The sequence below is a fragment of the Streptomyces sp. NPDC096193 genome, assembly GCF_040302905.1.
Classification (GTDB): Bacteria; Actinomycetota; Actinomycetes; order Streptomycetales; family Streptomycetaceae; genus Streptomyces.
In genome coordinates, this window is record NZ_JBEOSJ010000003.1 from 260,891 (window position 1) to 281,400 (window position 20,510).

At 70.6% G+C, this 20,510-nt stretch carries 17 protein-coding genes; 11 read left to right on the top strand and 6 right to left on the bottom strand.

Features of this window, described 5'->3' with window-relative positions; translation table 11 throughout:
• Positions 1–33 precede the first annotated feature (33 nt).
• The 4 genes from ABTX78_RS06680 to groL all read left to right on the top strand — a co-directional run bounded on the left by ABTX78_RS06680 (position 34) and on the right by groL (position 3,786).
• Positions 34–960, top strand: a complete 927-nt coding sequence (locus ABTX78_RS06680; protein WP_352205700.1) for a polysaccharide deacetylase family protein — start codon at positions 34–36, stop codon at positions 958–960.
• Complete coding sequence (locus ABTX78_RS06685) at positions 957–1,355, top strand: hypothetical protein (RefSeq protein WP_352205701.1); 399 nt, start codon at positions 957–959, stop codon at positions 1,353–1,355. The genes ABTX78_RS06680 and ABTX78_RS06685 overlap by 4 nt, the downstream gene beginning before the upstream one ends.
• Positions 1,356–1,731: 376 nt before the next feature.
• On the top strand, positions 1,732–2,040 hold the full coding sequence (groES, locus tag ABTX78_RS06690) for a co-chaperone GroES (RefSeq protein ID WP_108151600.1): 309 nt from the start codon (positions 1,732–1,734) through the stop codon (positions 2,038–2,040).
• 117 nt (positions 2,041–2,157) lie between these two features.
• Positions 2,158–3,786, top strand: a complete 1,629-nt coding sequence (gene groL / locus ABTX78_RS06695) for a chaperonin GroEL (protein ID WP_352205702.1) — start codon at positions 2,158–2,160, stop codon at positions 3,784–3,786.
• Positions 3,787–4,119: 333 nt separating this feature from the next.
• Here the strand turns inward: groL and ABTX78_RS06700 are convergent, their stop codons facing one another.
• The 3 genes from ABTX78_RS06700 to ABTX78_RS06710 all read right to left on the bottom strand — a co-directional run bounded on the left by ABTX78_RS06700 (position 4,120) and on the right by ABTX78_RS06710 (position 6,970).
• Entirely contained in the window at positions 4,120–5,148 is a 1,029-nt protein-coding gene (locus ABTX78_RS06700) for a hydroxyacid dehydrogenase (protein ID WP_352205703.1), read from the bottom strand.
• A 281-nt stretch (positions 5,149–5,429) separates the two neighbouring features.
• Positions 5,430–6,203: an SDR family NAD(P)-dependent oxidoreductase gene (locus tag ABTX78_RS06705; RefSeq protein WP_352205704.1), complete on the bottom strand. Its 774-nt coding sequence runs from the start codon at positions 6,201–6,203 to the stop codon at positions 5,430–5,432.
• A 98-nt stretch (positions 6,204–6,301) separates the two neighbouring features.
• Positions 6,302–6,970, bottom strand: a complete 669-nt coding sequence (locus ABTX78_RS06710) for an MOSC domain-containing protein (protein ID WP_352205705.1) — start codon at positions 6,968–6,970, stop codon at positions 6,302–6,304.
• An 80-nt stretch (positions 6,971–7,050) separates the two neighbouring features.
• Here ABTX78_RS06710 and ABTX78_RS06715 point away from each other — a divergent pair, with 80 nt between their 5' ends.
• Positions 7,051–7,941, top strand: coding sequence for a LysR family transcriptional regulator (locus tag ABTX78_RS06715; RefSeq protein WP_352205706.1), 891 nt, complete (start codon positions 7,051–7,053; stop codon positions 7,939–7,941).
• Between the two features lie 114 nt (positions 7,942–8,055).
• On the opposite strand, the gene ABTX78_RS06720 is transcribed toward ABTX78_RS06715, so the two are convergent.
• On the bottom strand, positions 8,056–8,379 hold the full coding sequence (locus ABTX78_RS06720; protein ID WP_352205707.1) for a WhiB family transcriptional regulator: 324 nt from the start codon (positions 8,377–8,379) through the stop codon (positions 8,056–8,058).
• 442 nt (positions 8,380–8,821) lie between these two features.
• Here ABTX78_RS06720 and ABTX78_RS06725 point away from each other — a divergent pair, with 442 nt between their 5' ends.
• From ABTX78_RS06725 to ABTX78_RS06740, 4 genes are all read left to right on the top strand, one after another.
• On the top strand, positions 8,822–9,433 hold the full coding sequence (locus ABTX78_RS06725; protein WP_003948568.1) for a response regulator transcription factor: 612 nt from the start codon (positions 8,822–8,824) through the stop codon (positions 9,431–9,433).
• Positions 9,434–9,897: 464 nt separating this feature from the next.
• Positions 9,898–10,485 carry a sigma-70 family RNA polymerase sigma factor gene (locus ABTX78_RS06730; RefSeq protein ID WP_352205708.1) on the top strand — a complete coding sequence of 196 codons (588 nt, stop codon included), beginning with the start codon at positions 9,898–9,900 and terminating at the stop codon, positions 10,483–10,485.
• Between the two features lie 127 nt (positions 10,486–10,612).
• Entirely contained in the window at positions 10,613–12,115 is a 1,503-nt protein-coding gene (gene guaB, locus ABTX78_RS06735; RefSeq protein WP_352205709.1) for an IMP dehydrogenase, read from the top strand.
• Between the two features lie 102 nt (positions 12,116–12,217).
• A complete protein-coding gene (locus tag ABTX78_RS06740; protein ID WP_313944631.1) occupies positions 12,218–13,342 on the top strand; it encodes a GuaB3 family IMP dehydrogenase-related protein in 1,125 nt (374 codons plus the stop codon).
• Between the two features lie 166 nt (positions 13,343–13,508).
• On the opposite strand, the gene ABTX78_RS06745 is transcribed toward ABTX78_RS06740, so the two are convergent.
• Together ABTX78_RS06745 and ABTX78_RS06750 are read right to left on the bottom strand one after the other, a co-directional pair.
• A complete protein-coding gene (locus ABTX78_RS06745) occupies positions 13,509–13,997 on the bottom strand; it encodes a hypothetical protein (protein WP_352205710.1) in 489 nt (162 codons plus the stop codon).
• Between the two features lie 96 nt (positions 13,998–14,093).
• Positions 14,094–15,335 (bottom strand): nucleotide sugar dehydrogenase, encoded by a 1,242-nt coding sequence (locus ABTX78_RS06750; RefSeq protein WP_352205711.1) that lies wholly within the window; start codon positions 15,333–15,335, stop codon positions 14,094–14,096.
• A gap of 230 nt (positions 15,336–15,565) precedes the next feature.
• Between ABTX78_RS06750 and ABTX78_RS06755 the strand changes: the two genes are divergently transcribed.
• Together ABTX78_RS06755 and ABTX78_RS06760 are read left to right on the top strand one after the other, a co-directional pair.
• Positions 15,566–17,272: a glycerol-3-phosphate dehydrogenase/oxidase gene (locus ABTX78_RS06755; protein ID WP_352205712.1), complete on the top strand. Its 1,707-nt coding sequence runs from the start codon at positions 15,566–15,568 to the stop codon at positions 17,270–17,272.
• A gap of 741 nt (positions 17,273–18,013) precedes the next feature.
• Positions 18,014–20,398, top strand: coding sequence for a serine/threonine-protein kinase (locus ABTX78_RS06760; RefSeq protein WP_352205713.1), 2,385 nt, complete (start codon positions 18,014–18,016; stop codon positions 20,396–20,398).
• The last annotated feature ends 112 nt before the right edge of the window (positions 20,399–20,510 follow it).

The window sequence follows — 20,510 nt, forward strand, 5'->3', positions numbered from 1 at the left end:
AGCGCCATGCAGCTAGTCGGACAAAACGGAAACATGCCAGCGAAAACCACCCGATCGCGTCGTGGCCGGGCGCACCGCCGTGCCGCCGCGGCCGCCCTGCTCGTCGCCCTTCTCGGCTCCGCCTGCGCGGCCGAGTCCTCTGATGGGGCCGGCGGACCGAAGGCCGACCGGGGTCCCGAGGCCCGGAAGGAGTCCGGCGCGGCCGGGGCGCTCGCCGCCCGGGCGGCCCGGATCAAGCGCGACCAGGCGGCCCGGGCCGCCGCTGCCAAGAAGTGGGGCCTCGCCCGTACCCCCCTGGCCGCGCCCCCACCGCCCGCCGTCAAGCCGAAGATCACCACCCGCAAGGGCTTCGAGGTCGAGGGGCAGGAGTCGATGCCGCCCGTTTTCACGACCGTTCCGGTCAAGGAGAAGGTCGTCTTCCTGACGATCGACGACGGCTCGGAGAAGGACCCCGACCTGCTGCGGATGATGAGCGATCTGCGGATCCCGTACAGCGCGTTCCTCAGCGACTACGTGATCAACGACGACTACGACTACTTCCAGCGGATGCAGGACCGGGGGGTCTCGCTGCACAACCACACCCTCAACCACCGCTACCTGCCCGGTCTTTCCTACGCTGCGCAGAAGCGGGAGATCTGCGACCAGCAGGACAAGCTCGAGAAGCGGTACGGGAAGCGGCCGCCGCTCTTCCGGCCGCCGTACGGCAACTACAACCGGGACACCCTGCGGGCCGCGCGCTCGTGCGGCGTCAAGGCCGTGCCGCTGTGGGCCGCCGAGGCGTTCCCCGACCACATGGAATGGCGCGAGTGGGACCGGAAACTGCACCCGGGCGACATCATCCTCACCCACTTCCGTGGCAGCGACGAGTGGAAGGGCACCATGCCCGACATGATCCGCAAGGTGATGAAGACGGTGACCGACAAGGGGTACGCCGTCGCCAAGCTGGAGGACTACGTATGAGCCTCGCGCTCCGGCCGTCGGCCGCGATGGTGGTCGTGGCCGGTGCGCTGCTCGTCTGTGCCGGCTGTGTACCGGCGTCCGTGGATCCCATCGAACGGCTCGGCCGCAGGGCGGTCGAGCCGTTCGACCCGGGGCCCGAGGCGCCGTTGGTACGCCGGGTGGACGCACTCCCGGGACCGCGTCGCGCCGCCGACGGCCGCGCCCGCCCGCAGGACCTCGACGCTCCCGGTCTCGCCGAACCGGCGACCCGGCTGCTGGGCCGCATCCACGGGGTCCATCGCGCCCACGGCACCCATCGCGCCCATCGCCCGCGCCGTGCGTGCGACGCCGCGCCGGACCGTCCGGACGAAGCCTGGCCGGGGCGTGCGCCGGAAGCCGCGCCCGATCGCCCGTGACAGCAGCAGTCCGCGTGCCGTCAGTCCCGGTGCGGCCGGGACCTGACACACCCGGCGCCGGCCTTCACATCCGGCGCCGGCCTTCACATCCGGCGGCGGCCGACACACCCGGCGCCGGCCGACACGCCCGGCGCCGGGGAACGCCCCGTCCCGCCCGAGCGTTCCCCCACATGGGCGGAACGGCCCGACGCAGAGTGGTGAATTGGCACTCCGCTTGACCGAGTGCTAATCACAGTCATAGTCTCGGCACTGGCACTCCCCAACGGAGAGTGCCAACACAGCGACAGGCAGGTCCGGCACCCGCGACGACGGATCGACCTGGTCGCCACTTCTGCTCAGTTAACCCCGTGAGATCTCCGAAGGGGGAGGTCGGATCGTGACGACCGCCAGCTCCAAGGTTGCCATCAAGCCGCTCGAGGACCGCATTGTGGTCCAGCCGCTCGACGCCGAGCAGACCACGGCCTCCGGCCTGGTCATCCCGGACACCGCGAAGGAGAAGCCCCAGGAGGGCGTCGTCCTCGCCGTGGGCCCGGGTCGCTTCGAGAACGGCGAGCGCCTGCCGCTCGACGTCCAGACCGGCGATGTCGTTCTGTACAGCAAGTACGGCGGCACCGAGGTGAAGTACAACGGCGAGGAGTACCTCGTCCTCTCGGCCCGCGACGTGCTCGCGATCGTCGAGAAGTAATTCACCGTAGTTTTGTGCTTGTGAGCTGCGCCCCCGGCCCGCGCGACCCCGAGAGGGCCGGGCGACCGGGGGCGTAGTTCGTTCACCCCCAGCTTTCCGAGAGGGCTGAATCGCTCCATGGCGAAGATCCTGAAGTTCGACGAGGACGCCCGTCGCGCCCTCGAGCGCGGCGTCAACAAGCTTGCCGACACGGTCAAGGTGACGATCGGCCCCCGTGGCCGCAACGTCGTCATCGACAAGAAGTTCGGCGCACCCACCATCACCAACGACGGTGTCACCATCGCCCGCGAGGTCGAGGTCGAGGACCCGTACGAGAACCTGGGCGCCCAGCTGGTGAAGGAGGTGGCGACCAAGACCAACGACATCGCTGGTGACGGCACCACCACCGCCACCGTGCTGGCCCAGGCGCTGGTCCGCGAGGGCCTGCGCAACGTCGCCGCGGGCGCCTCCCCGGCCGCCCTGAAGAAGGGCATCGACGCCGCGGTCAAGGCCGTGTCCGAGGAGCTCCTCGCGACCGCCCGGCCGATCGACGACAAGGCCGACATCGCCGCCGTGGCCGCGCTCTCCGCACAGGACCAGCAGGTCGGCGAGCTCATCGCCGAGGCGATGGACAAGGTCGGCAAGGACGGTGTCATCACCGTCGAGGAGTCCAACACCTTCGGCCTGGAGCTGGAGTTCACCGAGGGCATGGCCTTCGACAAGGGCTACCTCTCGCCGTACATGGTGACCGACCAGGAGCGTATGGAGGCCGTCCTCGACGACCCGTACATCCTGATCAACCAGGGCAAGATCACCTCGATCCAGGACCTGCTGCCGCTGCTGGAGAAGGTCATCCAGGCGGGCGGCTCCCGGCCGCTGCTGATCATCGCCGAGGACGTCGAGGGCGAGGCGCTCTCCACCCTCGTCGTCAACAAGATCCGTGGCACCTTCAACGCCGTCGCGGTGAAGGCCCCGGGCTTCGGCGACCGCCGCAAGGCGATGCTCCAGGACATGGCGAGCCTCACCGGCGCGACCGTCATCTCCGAAGAGGTCGGCCTCAAGCTCGACCAGGCCGGTCTCGACGTACTGGGCAGCGCCCGCCGCGTGACGGTGACGAAGGACGACACCACCATCGTCGACGGTGGCGGCAACCCGGACGACGTCGCCGGCCGTATCAACCAGATCAAGGCCGAGATCGAGTCCACGGACTCCGACTGGGACCGCGAGAAGCTCCAGGAGCGCCTCGCGAAGCTGGCCGGCGGCGTGTGCGTGATCAAGGTCGGCGCCGCCACCGAGGTGGAGCTCAAGGAGAAGAAGCACCGTCTGGAGGACGCCATCTCCGCGACCCGCGCCGCGGTCGAGGAGGGCATCGTCTCCGGTGGTGGCTCCGCGCTCGTCCACGCGGTCAAGGTCCTCGACGGCAACCTCGGCAAGGAGGGCGACGAGGCCACCGGTGTCGCCGTCGTCCGCCGCGCTGCCGTCGAGCCGCTGCGCTGGATCGCGGAGAACGCCGGCCTCGAGGGCTACGTCATCACCGCGAAGGTGGCGGAGCTCGACAAGGGCCAGGGCTTCAACGCCGCGACCGGCGAGTACGGCGACCTGGTGAAGGCCGGCGTCATCGACCCGGTCAAGGTCACGCGCTCCGCCCTGGAGAACGCCGCGTCCATCGCCTCCCTGCTGCTCACGACCGAGACCCTGGTCGTCGAGAAGCCGGCGGAGGAAGAGTCCGACGCGGGCCACGGCCACGGTCACGGCCACTCCCACTGACGTTCGACGCCTGACGTCAGACTTCACCGCCGAGCCCGGTGTCCCCGTCGCGGGGGCACCGGGCTCGGTGTTTTCCGCGCCGCTGGGGGATGCGCCTGACGGCTGCGACCGGGGAGACGGGACGGTGCTTGCCGGGCCCCGTCAGTCAGTACGGCCCGGTCGCCGACGAAGGCCGGATCGTGCCGGCTCAGCCGGTCTTGGAACGGTCAGGATGTCGATCGTCGTCCTCGTAGGGATGACGCGGCAAACGGGCGGATGTGACAGTCTCCGGCCGGAAGGCAGGCTCCGCTTGCGGCCGGGCCGCGGGCCCCGCCCGGAATCCGCCCCCGGTTCCTACGCGGACTGGCCCAGCGTGTGCGCGTGAACCGGCTCCTGGAACGGCAGGCCCTTGCCGTACCGCTCCAGTTCGTCGAGTGCCTGCTCCGTCATCCGGTGCAGCTCGTTGCCGAGCGAGCCCGCGACATGGGGGGTCAGCAGCACGTTCGGCAGGGTGTAGAGCGGGGAGTCCGCGGGCGGGATCTCCGGCTCGGTGACGTCGAGCACGGCGTGCAGTCGGCCCGGGACCAGTTCCCGCAGCAGCGCGTCCTCGTCGATCAGCGAGCCGCGCGAGGTGTTGATCAGTGTCGCGCCGTCCGGCATCAGCGCGAGCCGGCGGGCATCGATCATATGGCGAGTACTCGCCAGCTCCGGGGCATGGACCGAGACGACGGAGCTGCCGGCGCACAGGTCGTCGAGCTCCGCCTTCACCGCACCGAGCGCTTCGGCCTCGGCGACGCCGACGTACGGGTCGTAGAGCAGTACGTCCAGGTCGAAGGGGCGCAGCAGCTCGGTCACCCGGCGGCCGATGCGGGACGCGCCGACGATCCCGACCGTGCTGCGGAAGTTGCCGGCCCCGGCCAGTTCCTCCCGCCAGTCATGGGCGGTACGCAGCCGGCCGTACTGCTGGGCCGACCGCAGCACCCGTTTGCCGGCGAAGAGGATGGCGGCGAGCGTGTACTCGGCGACGGGCAGCGCGTTGGCGGACGCGGCGGACGCCAGCGTGATGCCGCGCTCCCAACAGGCGTCGGTGATGTGGTGCTTGACGGAGCCGGCCGCGTGGACGACGGCACGCAGCCGGGGTGCCGAGTCGAGCACCTCGGCGGTGAGCACGGGCGCGCCCCAGCAGGTCAGCAGGACCTCGGCGGTGGCGAGCGCGGAGGCGACCCGGGGGGTGGGGGCGGCCAGATCGTGCGCGACCAGACGCGGATCGGTGTCGGCGAGGGCCACCAGCCGGGCCCGCAGGGGATCGGTGAACAGTTGGTCCGCGATCCCCGGGCCCATGGCGAGGAGGACAGCGGGACGTCCGTCGGTGCGCTGCTGCATGACCCTGCTTCCTTGTGCCTGGCCGGTACCCGCTCACGCTGCCCGGCGCGGAATCTGTTCACACGGCCGGGAGGACGGGATGTGACGGCGCGCCCGGCACCGCTCACCCCGCCCCGCCCGCGACGGGATGTGACGGCGCGCCCGGCGCCGCTCACCCCGCCTCGCCCGGACGGGATGTGCCGGCCCGCCGACCGCCTGCCGGCCCGCCGACCGCCCGCCGTGCACCGGCAGCCGCGGGCCTTCGCCCGCGGCCGCTCGCCCGCGGCCCTATCGCCCGCGGCTCACTGCGGTCCGTACTTGCGGCCCGTCTTCGACGTCACCCCGCCCAGCAGATTGCGCGGCGCCAGCTTGGCCATTCCCATCAGTGCCTTGTACCGCGGGTCCGGGATCGAGACCGCCTTGCCGCGGGCCAGGTCGGCGAGCCCCGCCTCCACCACCTTGTCGGCGTCCAGCCACATCCAGTTCGGGATGTTGTCGGTGCCCATGCCGGCACGCTCGTGGAACTCGGTGCGTACGAATCCGGGGCACAGCGCCATCAGCCGTACGCCGGACCCCGCCAGGTCCCGTGCCGCGCCCTGCGTGAACTGCACGACCCACGCCTTCGACGCCCCGTAGGTCCCGCGGGGGACGAACGCCGCCACCGAGGCCACGTTCACCACACCGCCGCGTCCGCGGTCGCGCATCACCGCGGTCGCCGCGGCCGTGAGCCGGAGCACCGCCTCGCAGTGCACCTTCAGCATCGTCAGCTCGTCGGCCATGGACACTTCCAGGAAGCGGCCCTTGTTGCCGAACCCGGCATTGTTGACCAGCAGATCCACCGGATTCTTGCGGTCGCCCAGCCGCTTCTCGACGGCCGTGATCCCGTCCTCCCCGGACAGGTCCGCGGTCAGCACCTCCGCCTCGATGCCGTGCCGGTCGTGCAGCTCGGTGGCGTGCTCCTGCAGCCGTTTGGTGTCACGGGCCACCAGCACCAGGTTGTGTCCCTCGGCGGCGAGCCGCCGCGCGAACGCGGCACCGATGCCCGCGGTCGCTCCCGTAATCAGTGCAGTCGTCATAGGCGGCACGTTAGTGCCCCGCGTGTCGATGCCGTGTACACGCCCGGCCTGCGGGACGGGCTCTCGCGCACTGTGCCCGCCCGATCCAGGAGGCGTCCCTACGTGCCGTACTTCTCCGCATACGTACGCGCCGTCGCGAGCAGTTCGGGGTGGAGCGCGTCGCCCGCGGCGAGGATCTCCGGCAGCAGCGCCCGCTCGGTGGTCCCGGCGCGGAACGCCTTTTCCACCGTCACCGTGTGGCCGGGGGTGTGCACGATCGCGACGGGGTCGCCCGCCCGGATCCCACCCGGCTCGACGACCCTCAGATACGCGCCCGGCACGGCATGCCGGGTGAAGCGCCTGACCCAGCCCTTCTCGCCCAGCCAGGATCCGAACGTGCGGCACGGGACACGGCCGCTCGTCACCTCCAGCACGAGGGAGTCGCCGATCCGCCAACGCTCCCCGATCCTCGCGTTGTTGACGTCGAGGCCGATCGTGGTGAGGTTCTCGCCGAAGGTGCCGTTGGGGATCGGGTGGCCCAACTCCCGCTCCCAGAAATCCAGATCCTCCCGGGCGAAGGCGTACACCGCCTGATGCGTCCCGCCGTGATGGCGCAGATCGCAGACCGTGTCCCCGGCGAGGCCGCTGCCGCCACGGCCCTTCGGCCCGGGGTCGGTGACCATGACGACGTCCTTGGCGGGCCGCTTGTCGATCCCCGTCGTACCGTCCGGGGCGTCGGTGTAGCCCGCCGCCTTGGCGCGGCCCACGTTGACCGTCAGAACCTTCATGTCCGCACGGTAACCCCGGCGTGCCCAAACGATCCAGCCACTAATTGCCCCGATCTCCAAGGCCCCCTTATATTCGTGGGGTGATCGAAGCCCGCCATCTCCGAGTGTTCCGCGCGGTCGCCGCCACCGGGTCCTTCTCCGCGGCGGCACGCTCACTCGGCTGCACCCAGCCGGCCGTCAGCCAGCAGATGAAGGCGCTAGAGGTGTCGGCGGGCACCCCACTCCTGATCCGTACGGGCCGCGAGATGCGGCTGACGCAGGCCGGTGAGGCGCTCGTGCGCCACGCGTCCGGCATCCTCGCGGGTCTCACCGCCGCCGAGGAGGAGATCGCCGCCATCGCCGGGCTGCGCGCGGGCCGGGTGCGTCTGGTCTCCTTCCCCAGCGGCAGTTCCACGCTGGTCCCCACCGCGCTGGCCGCGCTGCGGGCGGCCCATCCCGGCACCCGGGTCTCGCTGGTCGAGGCCGAGCCGCCGCGGTCGGTGGAGATGCTGCGCGGGGGCGACTGCGACGTGGCGCTGGCGTTCCGTTACGACGGCGGAGAGGCCGAGTGGGACGACCTGGTCGTCCGGCCCCTGCTCACGGACCGGCTCGTCGGCCTGGTCCCGGAGGGTCACCGGCTGGCCGCGTCCGCCACGGTCACCGTCGCCGATCTCGCCGAGGAGTCCTGGATCGCGGGCTGCCCGCGCTGTCGCCGGCAGCTGGTCGAGGTCTGCGAGAAGGCCGGCTTCACCCCCCGGATCGATTTCGCCACCGACGACTACCCGGCGGTGATCGGCCTGGTCGGGGCGGGTCTGGGCGTCGCTGTGCTGCCGGAGCTGGCCCTGGAGTCGGTACGCCCCAAGGGCGCGCGGACGGTCACGGTCGTCCCCGCCGTCGAACGCGAGATCGTCGCGCTCACCCTCCCCGACCTCGCCCAGGTCCCCGCGGTCTCGGCGACCCTCGACCGACTGGCCCTCGCCGCGGCCCGCTGACACCCCCCGGGCGCGCCTGCGCATGCCTTGGCCGCCGACGCGCGTCACCCCTGCCCGGATGCGGGCAGGGGTGAGTGCAGGAACGTTTCTTCGAACGGTTGGGGCAAACGGGTGTCAACCTCTCCCCACACCCGTGACGCTCGTCGCGGGGATCAGCCGGTGCCGGGCCCGTCCCATGAGCTCCTCGCGTTCGTCCTCGGTCAGTCCGCCCCACACGCCGTACGGCTCCCGCACCGCCAGCGCGTGTGCCGCGCACTCCGCGCGGACCGGGCACCTCATGCAGACCTCTTTCGCCGAGTTCTCTCGTGCACTGCGTGCCGCGCCCCGCTCACCCTCGGGATGGAAGAAGAGCGAGCTGTCCACCCCACGGCAGGCCGCGAGGAGCTGCCAGTCCCACAGATCGGCGTTGGGTCCGGGAAGGCGGGAGAAATCTGCCATAGCGCTTGCCCCTTGAAACCGTGCTGAGTGGATACAGGTCAGGTCGGTCAGGTCGCGCACGAGCGGCGGATACGAGCCGTATCCGGCACCCGCACCATGCCCCACGACCGTACATCTACTGTGTAAGTAGATGTAAATATGACTCATTGCGAATCTAGCCACAGACACCGCAGAAAGTGAAGAAAAGCCGCTAAATGGGGCATAGCTTCCGGGTGAAGACCTGTTGACCTGCATTGCTCTACGTCGCGTACGGCCCCTCACATGGTGTGCTGAAGTGGGCAGTCCGACCCGTAACTCTTTCGAGTGACCGTCGTTGGTAGTGCGGAGGCGGTTGAAGGAACAAGCGCTAGGGCACATGTCCGAGAGCGTTCAACCGCACAGGTGACGAAACGTACCCAGCCTGGAGGCTCAAGGTGACGCGCATCAGCTGCGGAGGACGGCCATGACATCCGTCCTCGTCTGCGACGACTCCCCGCTTGCCCGAGAGGCGCTCCGCCGCGCGGTCGCGACCGTGCCCGGCGTCGAGCGCGTGACGACCGCGGCCAACGGCGAGGAAGTCCTCCGCCGCTGGGGGGCCGACCGCTCGGACCTGATTCTGATGGACGTACGCATGCCCGGTCTGGGTGGCGTCGAGACGGTCCGCAGACTGCTGTCCGCGGACCCCGGCGCCCGGATCATCATGCTCACCGTCGCCGAGGACCTGGACGGGGTCGCGCTCGCGGTCGCCGCGGGAGCCCGCGGATATCTGCACAAGGACGCCTCGCGCGCCGAACTGCGGGCCACGGTCACCCAGGCGCTCGCCGACCCGACCTGGCGGCTCGCCCCGCGCCGGCTGCGTTCGGCCGAGATGGGTGCCGCGCCCACGCTCACCGCACGCGAGATCCAGGTGCTCGAAGGCATGAGCCACGGCCGGTCGAATGCCGAGATCGGCCGGGAGCTCTTCCTGTCCGAGGACACGGTGAAGACGCACGCCAGGCGGCTCTTCAAGAAGCTGGGCGCCTCGGACCGTGCGCACGCCGTTGCGCTCGGATTCCGCTGGGGCCTGGTCCGCTAGGTCGTGTCCGCGACGTCTCGTCTGATTCGCGACGCCCCGCACGCACTCCCCCGTAGCCCTTCGGGCACGGGAGGTGCCCCCACGCTGCGATGCCGGTGCGCCCGAGTGGCTCCGCCGCGAGGGCGCACCGGCGCCCTGCGATCGCACGCACCGGACGCCGCGAACCCCGCCCCGCGGGCGGACGACGACCCATCGCGGACACCCCCTTCGACCCGGCGGACGGGTCGTCCCCGGGGCGCCACGGACCCCGCCCGCCGTACGGTGGGCGGGGAATCGGACGCCCGCGGGCATTCGTTTCCCGCCCGATGCCGCATCCTTGAGATGTGGAGTTCCTTGGGAACGAGTCTGTCGAGCGGAAGGGGAGGGCGCAGGCGATGAGTTCCGGCGCACCTGCTCATAACGCTTCGGTGCACAACATTGGACGCGGTGCCGCGGATGCTCAGCCGCCAAGGCACCATGGACCGATGCGTGACGACGAGGCGGTGACCGCTCAGGGGGCCATCGGTTCCCTGGTTCACCGTGCCGTCGACGGAGACCAGCAGGCCACGCACGATCTCCTCGCGCACGTTCACCCCCTCGCGCTGCGTTACTGCCGCACCCGGCTCAGCCGGCTGCCGGGAGACGCGCGTCACTTCGTGGAAGACCTCGCCCAAGAGGTCTGTGTCGCGGTGCTGATGGCACTGCCGCGGTACAAGGACACCGGGCGGCCGTTCGAGGCCTTCGTCTTCGCCATCGCCACCCACAAGGTCGCCGATCTGCAGCGGGCGGCCATGCGTCACCCGGGATCGACGGCCGTACCGTCCGACGAGATGCCGGAGCGCCCGGACGACTCCCTCGGCCCCGAGGAACGCGCGCTGCTCAGCGACGACGCCGAATGGGCCAAGAAGCTCCTCGCCAACCTCCCGGAGAACCAGCGCGAGCTGCTGGTGCTGCGGGTCGCGGTCGGTCTGACCGCGGAGGAGACGGGACAGATGCTGGGCATGTCACCCGGCGCGGTGCGGGTCGCCCAGCACCGGGCTCTGAGCAGGCTGCGTGCACTGGCCGAGCAGTGAGTCGTACGGTCTTCCTATACGTACGAAGGAACAAAGCTGCCGGCCGATCTTGATCGTGGAATGAGACGGGTTCAGAGCCCGTTAGCATGGACATCCGCACCGATCAAGGCCATTTGGGGAAGGTGTCATGACCAACGTCGACGGAGTGCCCGAAAAATTCGCGACACTCGGGCTGACCTACGACGATGTGCTGCTGCTGCCGGGCTCGTCGGACATGGCGCCCGACCAGATCGACACCTCCTCGTACATCTCGAAGAACGTACGGGTGAACATCCCGCTGCTGTCCGCGGCGATGGACAAGGTCACCGAGGCGCGCATGGCCATCGCGATGGCCCGCCAGGGCGGCGCCGGCGTGCTGCACCGCAATCTCTCCATCGCCGACCAGGCCAACCAGGTCGACCTGGTCAAGCGATCCGAGTCCGGCATGGTCACCGACCCGATCACGGTGAACCCGGACGCGACGCTCGGTGAGGCCGACCAGCTGTGCGCGAAGTTCCGCATCAGCGGTGTGCCGGTCACCGACCGCGGCGGCAAGCTGCTCGGCATCGTCACCAACCGTGACATGGCCTTCGAGTCGGACCGCAGCCGCCAGGTGCGTGAGGTCATGACCCCGATGCCGCTGGTCACGGGCAAGGTCGGGATCTCCGGCGTGGACGCCATGGAGCTGCTGCGCCGCCACAAGATCGAGAAGCTTCCGCTGGTCGACGACGCCGGTGTGCTCAAGGGCCTGATCACGGTCAAGGACTTCGTCAAGGCCGAGAAGTACCCGATGGCCGCCAAGGACACGGACGGCAGGCTGCTCGTCGGCGCGGCCGTCGGTGTCGCGGGCGACGCCTTCGAGCGCGCCCAGGCCCTGATCGAGGCGGGCGTCGACTTCATCGTCGTCGACACCGCCCACGGCCACTCCCGGCTGGTCGGCGACATGGTCGCCAAGATCAAGTCGAACGCCGCGGGTGTGGATGTCATCGGCGGCAACATCGCCACGCGTGACGGCGCCCAGGCACTGATCGACGCCGGTGTCGACGGCATCAAGGTCGGCGTGGGCCCCGGCTCCATCTGTACGACCCGGGTCGTCGCCGGTATCGGCGTTCCCCAGGTCACGGCGATCTACGAGGCCTCGCTGGCCGCCAAGGAGGCCGGTGTCCCGGTCATCGGCGACGGTGGCCTCCAGTACTCCGGCGACATCGCGAAGGCCCTGGTCGCGGGCGCCGACACGGTCATGCTGGGCTCGCTGCTCGCGGGCTGCGAGGAGTCCCCGGGCGAGCTGCTCTTCATCAACGGCAAGCAGTTCAAGTCCTACCGCGGCATGGGTTCGCTCGGTGCGATGCAGTCCCGCGGCGAGCAGCGCTCCTTCTCCAAGGACCGCTACTTCCAGGAGGGCGTCGCCTCCGACGAGAAGCTGGTCCCCGAGGGCATCGAGGGCCAGGTGCCCTACCGCGGTCCGCTCTCCGCGGTCGTGCACCAACTGACCGGTGGTCTGCGGCAGTCGATGTTCTACGTCGGCGGCAGGACGGTCCCGGAGCTCCAGGCGAACGGCCGGTTCGTGCGCATCACCTCGGCGGGTCTCAAGGAGAGCCACCCGCACGACATCCAGATGACGGTCGAGGCGCCGAACTACAGCAGGAAGTAGTCACCGCGTCGTGAGGGGCGGTCCCGGAGGTTGCCGGGACCGCCCCTCACGTATGTGTCGGGGATACTGGTAGGCGCAGACGTAGAGGGAAAGGCCACACACGTGACTGAGATCGAGATCGGGCGCGGCAAGCGCGGCCGCCGGGCGTACGCGTTCGATGACATCGCCGTCGTACCGAGCCGGCGCACCCGGGACCCGAAGGAGGTCTCGATCGCCTGGCAGATCGACGCCTACCGTTTCGAGCTGCCCTTCCTGGCCGCTCCCATGGACTCCGTGGTCTCCCCGCAGACCGCGATCCGCATCGGTGAGATGGGCGGCCTCGGTGTCCTGAACCTCGAGGGCCTGTGGACCCGGTACGAGGACCCGCAGCCGCTGCTCGACGAGATCGCCGAGCTGCCGACCGACGCCGCGACCAACCGTCTGCAGGAGATCTACGCCGCGCCGATCAAGGAAGAGCTGATCGGGCAGCGCATCAAGGAGGTCCGGGACTCGGGCGTCGTGACGGCCGCCGCGCTCTCGCCGCAGCGCACCGCGCAGTTCTCGAAGGCCGTGGTGGACGCGGGCGTCGACATCTTCGTCATCCGCGGCACGACGGTCTCCGCCGAGCACGTCTCCGGTGCCGCCGAGCCGCTGAACCTGAAGCAGTTCATCTACGAGCTGGACGTGCCGGTCATCGTCGGCGGCTGCGCCACCTATACGGCGGCGCTGCACCTGATGCGTACGGGCGCGGCGGGCGTCCTCGTCGGCTTCGGCGGCGGCGCGGCGCACACCACGCGCAACGTGCTCGGCATCCAGGTCCCGATGGCCACCGCGGTGGCCGATGTGGCCGCGGCCCGTCGTGACTACATGGACGAGTCCGGCGGCCGCTACGTCCACGTCATCGCCGACGGCGGTGTGGGCTGGTCCGGAGACCTGCCGAAGGCGATCGCGTGCGGCGCGGACGCGGTGATGATCGGCTCGCCGCTCGCCCGAGCGACGGACGCGCCCGGCCGTGGACACCACTGGGGCATGGAGGCGGTCCACGAGGACGTCCCGCGCGGCAAGCTGGTGGACCTGGGCATCGTCGGGACGACGGAGGAGGTCCTGACGGGCCCCTCGCACATCCCGGACGGTTCCATGAACTTCTTCGGTGCGCTGCGCCGCGCGATGGCGACGACCGGCTACAGCGAGCTCAAGGAGTTCCAGCGCGTGGAGGTCACGGTGGCGGACTCCCAGCACAAGCGCTGAGGTCGGCTGCTTCGCACCGGACGGGTGCGGACGGTACGTACGACAAGGGGCCCGCACCGGGCTCGGGCTCCAGGAGTCGTTGCGACGACTCCTGGAAACCGCCGGGTGGTGCGGGCCCCTTCCGCGTACGCGGATCAGCTGTGACGGGAGCTGAGGCGGGCGGAGGTCACTCCGCGGACTTCTTCGCGCCGGAGAAGGCCGCGAATCCGGCCAGACCGAAGAAGAGGAAGGTCATGACGTCCTTGGCCTCGTTCCAGAGGTCCATCACCTCGGAGAAGTGGTCGAACAGGACCTCGGTCACCGACCCGCCCGTCAGGTCCGCCATGATCACCGCGATGGCGAGAAGCTGACCCAGGTAGACGGCCACCAGCGAGGAGAGGGCGCTGACGACGGGGAGCAGGGGGTTGCGTCCGCCCACCTTGCCGGCCGCGAAGCCGGTGAGGAAGCCGACGCCGATCGCTGCCCAGCCGATCTCCCGCTCGATGGCTCCGGCGATGCCGCCGTAGATCCCGCCCGCGACGAGGGCTACGACGACAGCGGTCACCAGACCGAGGGCGAGGTTGTCACGGACGGGGGCCGGCGGCGGGGCCGGCGCGAAGGGAACGCCCTGGTCGGCGAAGGGATTGCCGGACGGTGGCGGAACAGGCTGGCTCATGTGGGTCCCCCCCAAGGGATACAACTCATCGCACGAGCGTGCGACGGGTTCCGGACAGTAGCAGCCCGTCAGGACAGACGCGGACGGGTTATGTCCTCAGAGCCGGTGGGCCGCGCCCGCCGGGGTGGCGCCCCTGGTGTCGAGCAGGAGCTGCGCCTTCACGGCGAGGCCCTGGAGGTCGTAGGTGCGGTGGTGCTGGAGCAGCACGGTCAGGTCCGCGTTGGCGGCCGCCTCGTAGAGCGAGTCCGCGCGGGGGACCGGCTGGTCGTGGACGCGCCAGTCGGAGATGTAGGGGTCGTGGTAGCTGACGGAGGCGCCCAGATCCATCAGGCGGCGGGCGATCTCGGTGGCGGGAGAGCTCTCCAGATCGGCCAGATCGGGCTTGTAGGTGATGCCGAGGAGCAGGACGCGCGCACCCCGGGCCGATTTGCCGTGCTCGTTCAGCAGGGTGGCGGAGCGCTGGATGACGTACTGCGGCATCCGGGTGTTGATCTCCTGGGCGAGGCCGACCATACGCAGGGGATGGCCGGGGGTACGCCCGCTCAGCGGGAGGCAGCTGGGGTCCAGGGGGACGCCGTGGCCGCCGACGCCGGGACCGGGGCGGAAGGCCTGGAAACCGAAGGGCTTCGTCTCCGCACAGCGGATGACGTCCCAGAGGTCGACCCCGAGGTCGTTGCAGAGGACCGCCATCTCGTTGACGAGGGCGATGTTGACGTGCCGGAAGTTGGTCTCCAGCACCTTCACGGTCTCCGCCTCGCGCGGGCCGCGGGCCCGGACCACCTTGTCGGTGAGGCGGCCGTAGAAGGCGGCGGCCGACTCGGTGCAGGCGGAGGTGAGGCCGCCGATGACCTTGGGGGTGTTGGCGTAGCCGTGGGTGCGGTTGCCCGGGTCTACGCGGCCGGGGGAGTAGGCGAGGTGGAAGTCGCGGCCCGCCCGCAGTCCGGAGCCCTCTTCGAGGAGGGGGCGCAGGAAGGTCTCGGTCGTGCCGGGCTGGACGGACGATTCCAGCACCACGGTGGTGTGCGGGCGCATGCGTGCCGCCAGGGTGCGGGCGGCCTCGCCGAGCGCGGTGAGGTCCAGGCTGCCGTCCGGACCGAGGGGCGTGGGAACACAGAGCGCGGCGGTGCGTACGCGGCCGAGCTCGGCGGGGTCCGTCACCGTCCTGAACCCGGCGGAGAGCATCCGGCGGACGTCGGCGGGGGAGCAGCCTCCTGCCGGTTCGGTGAGATGCCGCGGGTCGGTGTCATAGCCGATCGTCTCGATGCCGGCGCCGACGGCGGCCTGGGCGAGCGGCAGACCGAAGTGACCGAGTCCGATGACAGCAAGATCTGCGGGCATGGCGTTGGCCGTCCTTCCCTGTAACCGGAGGGGAGCGGGGGCGCAAGCCCTGTGGGCAGAACGGGCGGGCGCAATGTCAGACTAGGCGTAAATATGACCGTTATGCGGTATTGCGCGCTCGTGGCTGCCCGAGTGTTATCCACAGTCGGTGGCTGAAGTCGTCGACTGCGGACAGAATCGACGGTGTGGACCCGACCGCAGGGGGACACGGGGGCGACGGGAGGCACGCAGTGAGGACAGCGACACTGGGACCCGAGGAGCGCACTCTGGCACTCGCCGGCATGGCCGAGCGAGAGCTGGACGTACTGGTGGTGGGTGGCGGCGTCGTGGGCGCCGGCACCGCACTGGACGCCGTGACGAGAGGGCTGTCCACCGGTCTGGTGGAGGCGCGCGACTGGGCGTCGGGCACGTCCAGCCGGTCCAGCAAGCTCATCCACGGCGGACTGCGTTATCTGGAGATGCTGGACTTCGCGCTCGTCCGTGAGGCGCTGAAGGAACGCGGCCTGCTGCTGGAGCGTCTGGCACCGCATTTGGTGAAGCCGGTGCCCTTTCTGTACCCCCTCCAGCACAAGGGCTGGGAGCGGGTGTACGCCGGATCGGGCGTCGCGCTGTACGACGCCATGTCGGTCTCCTCGGGACACGGGCGAGGGCTCCCCACGCACCGCCATCTGACCCGGCGGCACGCCCTGCGGGTCGCACCCTGTTTGAAGAAGGACGCCCTCATCGGGGCGCTTCAGTACTACGACGCCCAGATGGACGACGCCCGCTATGTGGCGACCCTCGTCCGCACGGCCGCGCGGTACGGCGCGCAGGTCGCCAGCCGCGCGAAGGTCATCGGCTTCCTTCGCGAGGGCGAGCGGGTCGTCGGAGCGCGGGTGGAGGACGTCGACGGCGGCGGCGAGTACGAGATCCGCGCCAAGCAGATCGTCAACGCGACCGGCGTGTGGACGGACGACACGCAGGCGATGATCGGCGAGCGCGGGATGTTCCATGTGCGCGCCTCCAAGGGCATCCACCTCGTCGTGCCCAAGGACCGGATCCACTCCACGACCGGTCTGATCCTGCGGACCGAGAAGTCGGTGCTGTTCGTCATCCCCTGGGGCCGGCACTGGATCATCGGGACCACGGACACCGAATGGGACCTGGACAAGGCCCACCCCGCCGCCTCCAGCGCGGACATCGACTATCTGCTGGAGCACGTGAACTCGGTGCTGGCGGTCCCGCTCACCCGGGACGACGTCGAGGGGGTGTACGCGGGGCTCCGCCCGCTGCTCGCCGGTGAGTCCGACGCCACGAGCAAACTCTCCCGCGAGCACACGGTGGCGCACCCGGTTCCCGGCCTGGTCGTCGTCGCAGGCGGGAAGTACACGACGTACCGCGTCATGGCGAAGGACGCGGTGGACGAGGCGGTGCACGGCCTCGATCAGCGGGTCGCCGACTGCGTCACGGAGAACGTGCCGTTGGTCGGCGCCGAGGGGTACACGGCGATGTGGAACGCCCGCGCGAGGATGGCGGCGCGTACGGGCCTGCATGTGGTGCGGGTGGAGCATCTCCTCAACCGGTACGGCACGTTGACCGAGGAATTGCTCGCGCTCATCGCCGACGATCCGACGCTCGGCGCGCCGCTCGCCGCCGCGGACGACTATCTGCGGGCCGAGATCGTGTACGCGGCATCACACGAAGGCGCACGCCACCTGGACGACGTGTTGACCCGGCGCACCCGGATCTCGATAGAGACCTTCGACCGGGGTACACGCAGTGCACGCGAGTGTGCCGAGTTGATGGCACCCGTACTGGGCTGGGACAAGGAGCAGATCGAGAAGGAGGTCGAGCACTACGAGAAGCGGGTGGAGGCGGAGCGTGAATCGCAGCGGCAGCCGGACGATCTGACGGCGGACGCCGCGCGGTTGGGGGCACCCGACATCGTGCCCCTCTGATCCTTGCAGTGGCCGGGGAGGCGCCGTCGGCGGTCGGGCAGGTTTCCGCCGGCGGCCGAGCAGGGCCGCGACCAGTGCAGGGGTGGGTGCGGTCCCGAGTAGTGGCAGGGTGGGGTGGTCCCGATCTTCCGGACCCGTCGAGACGGACGGCGGACCCGGGAGACACGCCGGTCCCGGAGTGAGGGACAATGATGGCTCTGCCAAGGCGTGTTACCGCATCGCGCGGGAGCGGCAGGCGCGGGCGAATACCAGGGATCGCAGAGGGGACGCATGTCGGAGGCGGAGCAGTCGCGGAAGCCCCAGCGGGACAAGGCCGAGGAGCCCGAGACGACGGTGCCGGACGAGCGAGGGTCGGGCACTGCGAAGCCGGGCGTCACGGGTGGAGCGAGGACGGGCGCGAGGTCGGGCGCGAAGCCTGCCGCGAAGTCGGACGCCGAGCCGGGCGCGAAGCCGGGGAACCGGTCGGACGCGAAGGGGAGTCGGCCGGGAGGTTCCGGAGCGGAGCCCGCGGGTGTGGCGGCGGCCGGAGTGCCGTCGGCTGCGGCGGCGGACGCGGAGCCGGCCGACGTGAAGCCGGAGGACGGGGCTGTTGCCGAGGGTGTGGCTGATGCCGACCCGCGTGCTGCGGCGCCGGTCGACGCTGCGCCTGGTGCCGAAGATGCGGTTGACGCCGCCGACCCGCGAGCTGAGACGCCGGCCGATGCCGTGCCCGGTGCTGGGGCGCCGGCCGATGCCGTGCCCGTGGCCGAGGACCAGGTGGCCGACGCGGCGCCAGTTTCCGGGGCGCCGAAGAAGGCTGACGTGCCGTCCGGGCAGGCGGCGGGCGCGGGTGCCGACACTCCCGCCGATCCGCGGACCGACCCCCGTACCGGGATCACCAGCAAGGCCAACACTGAATCCGAGGCTGAGACCGAGAACAAGGCCAGGGCCGAGTCCAGGACCGGGTCCGGAACCGGTGCCACGTCCGGGACCGTGGCAGGGGCCGGGACCGTCGCCGAGGACGAGGACGAGGACGAGGCCGTGAGCGGGGCTGCGGCCGCCGCGCAGGACGCGGCTCCCTCGCGGGCCAAGGCCCGGGAGACCGTGCCGTCGTGGGCCAAGGCCGAAGTCGCCGCCGATGCGCGGCGCGAGGCGAAGACCCCGGCTACCCCCCGCGAGGCGAAGACCCCGGCCAACTCCGGCGCGGCCAAGGCCGATGCCCCCTCCGGCGTCCGGGCCGAAGCGAAACCCGCGTCCCCCGCCTCCCCCGCGTCACCGGCGTACGAGAGCCCGGCAGAGACGAAGGTGCCCCGCCAGGGGGCCGGCCAGGACTCCGAAGGGCGTCTGCTGGCCGGGCGTTACCGGCTCGGCGGTGTGCTCGGCCGTGGCGGCATGGGCACGGTCTGGCGGGCCGTCGACGAGACCCTCGGCCGTACCGTCGCCGTGAAGGAACTGCGCTTCCCGACCAGCATCGACGACGAGGAGAAGCGCCGCCTCATCACCCGGACGCTGCGCGAGGCCAAGGCCATCGCCCGTATCCGCAACAACAGTGCCGTGACCGTCTACGACGTCGTCGACGAGGACGACCGTCCGTGGATCGTGATGGAGCTCGTGGAGGGCAAGTCCCTCGCCGAAGCGGTGCGTGAGGACGGCACCCTGACGCCGCGCCGGGCGGCCGAGGTGGGGCTAGCCATCCTGGACGTCCTGCGTTCCGCGCATCGCCAGGGCATCCTGCACCGCGATGTGAAGCCGTCGAACGTGCTGATCTCCGAGGACGGGCGTGTCGTCCTCACCGACTTCGGTATCGCACAGGTCGAGGGCGACCCGTCGATCACCTCCACCGGCATGCTCGTCGGCGCCCCTTCGTACATCTCGCCGGAGCGCGCCCGTGGCCACAAGCCCGGGCCCGCCGCCGACCTGTGGTCGCTGGGCGGTCTGCTGTACGCGAGCGTCGAAGGCAGCCCGCCGTACGACAAGGGCTCGGCGATCGCGACGCTGACCGCGGTCATGACCGAACCGCTCGACCCGCCGAAGAACGCCGGCCCGCTGGAGGAGGTCATCTACGGTCTGCTCGCCAAGGATCCGGCGCAGCGGCTGGACGACGCCGGCGCGCGTGCGCTGCTGACCAAGGTGCTGAACACACCCGAGGTTCCCGAGGCACCGGTCGTGCCCGAGCCGCCCCAGGACGCCACCCGCGCCCTGTCGTTGCCGCCCGTGCCCCCGCCGTCCCCGGCGAAGCCGAAGGACCCGGCGGCCGACCGGGTGCGTGGCGCGCTCAGGTCCGTGCGGAACGCCGCGGCGGCCGCGACGCCGGAGACCCGGCCGAAGCAGCCCGCCTCGCAGCAGACGCCGTCCCCCCGGCCCACACCGCCGCGGGCACCGCTCACCGACGTGGTGCCCCGCCGGACGTTGGTGATCGCCGCGGTGGTCGTCGTGCTCGCGGTCCTTGCCTCGGTGCTGTACGTGTCCCTGGGCGGCGACAAGGGCAATGAGGGCAAGGTCAAGAACGACCCGTCGGCCACGCCCGGGTCCACCGCCGGGACGGGCACCGGCACCGGCACGGAAACCGGTGACGACAAGGGCAAGAACGGCGACGAAGAGGACTCCGGCAAGGGCGACGACGGCGGCTCCGGCGACAAGCAGACGCCCGAGACGCCCGGGGCCGGCGACCCCGCGAACGGCGGACTGCCGGCGGGGTACGCGATGGTGTCGAACGACCAGTTCCACTTCACCATGGCGATGCCCAAGGGCTTCAAGGTCACCGACATAGCGGGTTCCAACTCCGGCGCGATATACAACCTGACGAGCGGCGCGTTCCCGCGCGTCCAGGTCGACTTCGGGGCGAACCCCAAGGACGACGCCGCCGCTGCCTGGCGAGCCGCCCAGGCCGCGGTGAGCCTCAGCAGCGACGACTATCAGCACCGGGGGATCAAGCCGGTCGAGTACAACGGCTATCCGACGGCAGCCGACTGGGAGTTCGAGCGCACTCAGGGCGGATTGCGGGTACGCGTTCTCAACAGGGGCTTCAAGGTGGACTCCGCCCGCGGCTACTCGATCATGATCAGCTGCAAGGCCAGTGAGTGGGACAAGGCCGAGTGCGTCACGCTGCGCAAGACGGCGTTCGCCACATTCAAGCCCAAGGACTGACCAAGGACACGTATCGTGAGAGCTCGCGGACGGTACGCAGCCGCAAGGGGCCGCTGAACGACCGGAATTGCCGTGCTTTGACGTTTTGCTGCGGCCTCCGGGACGGGTCGGC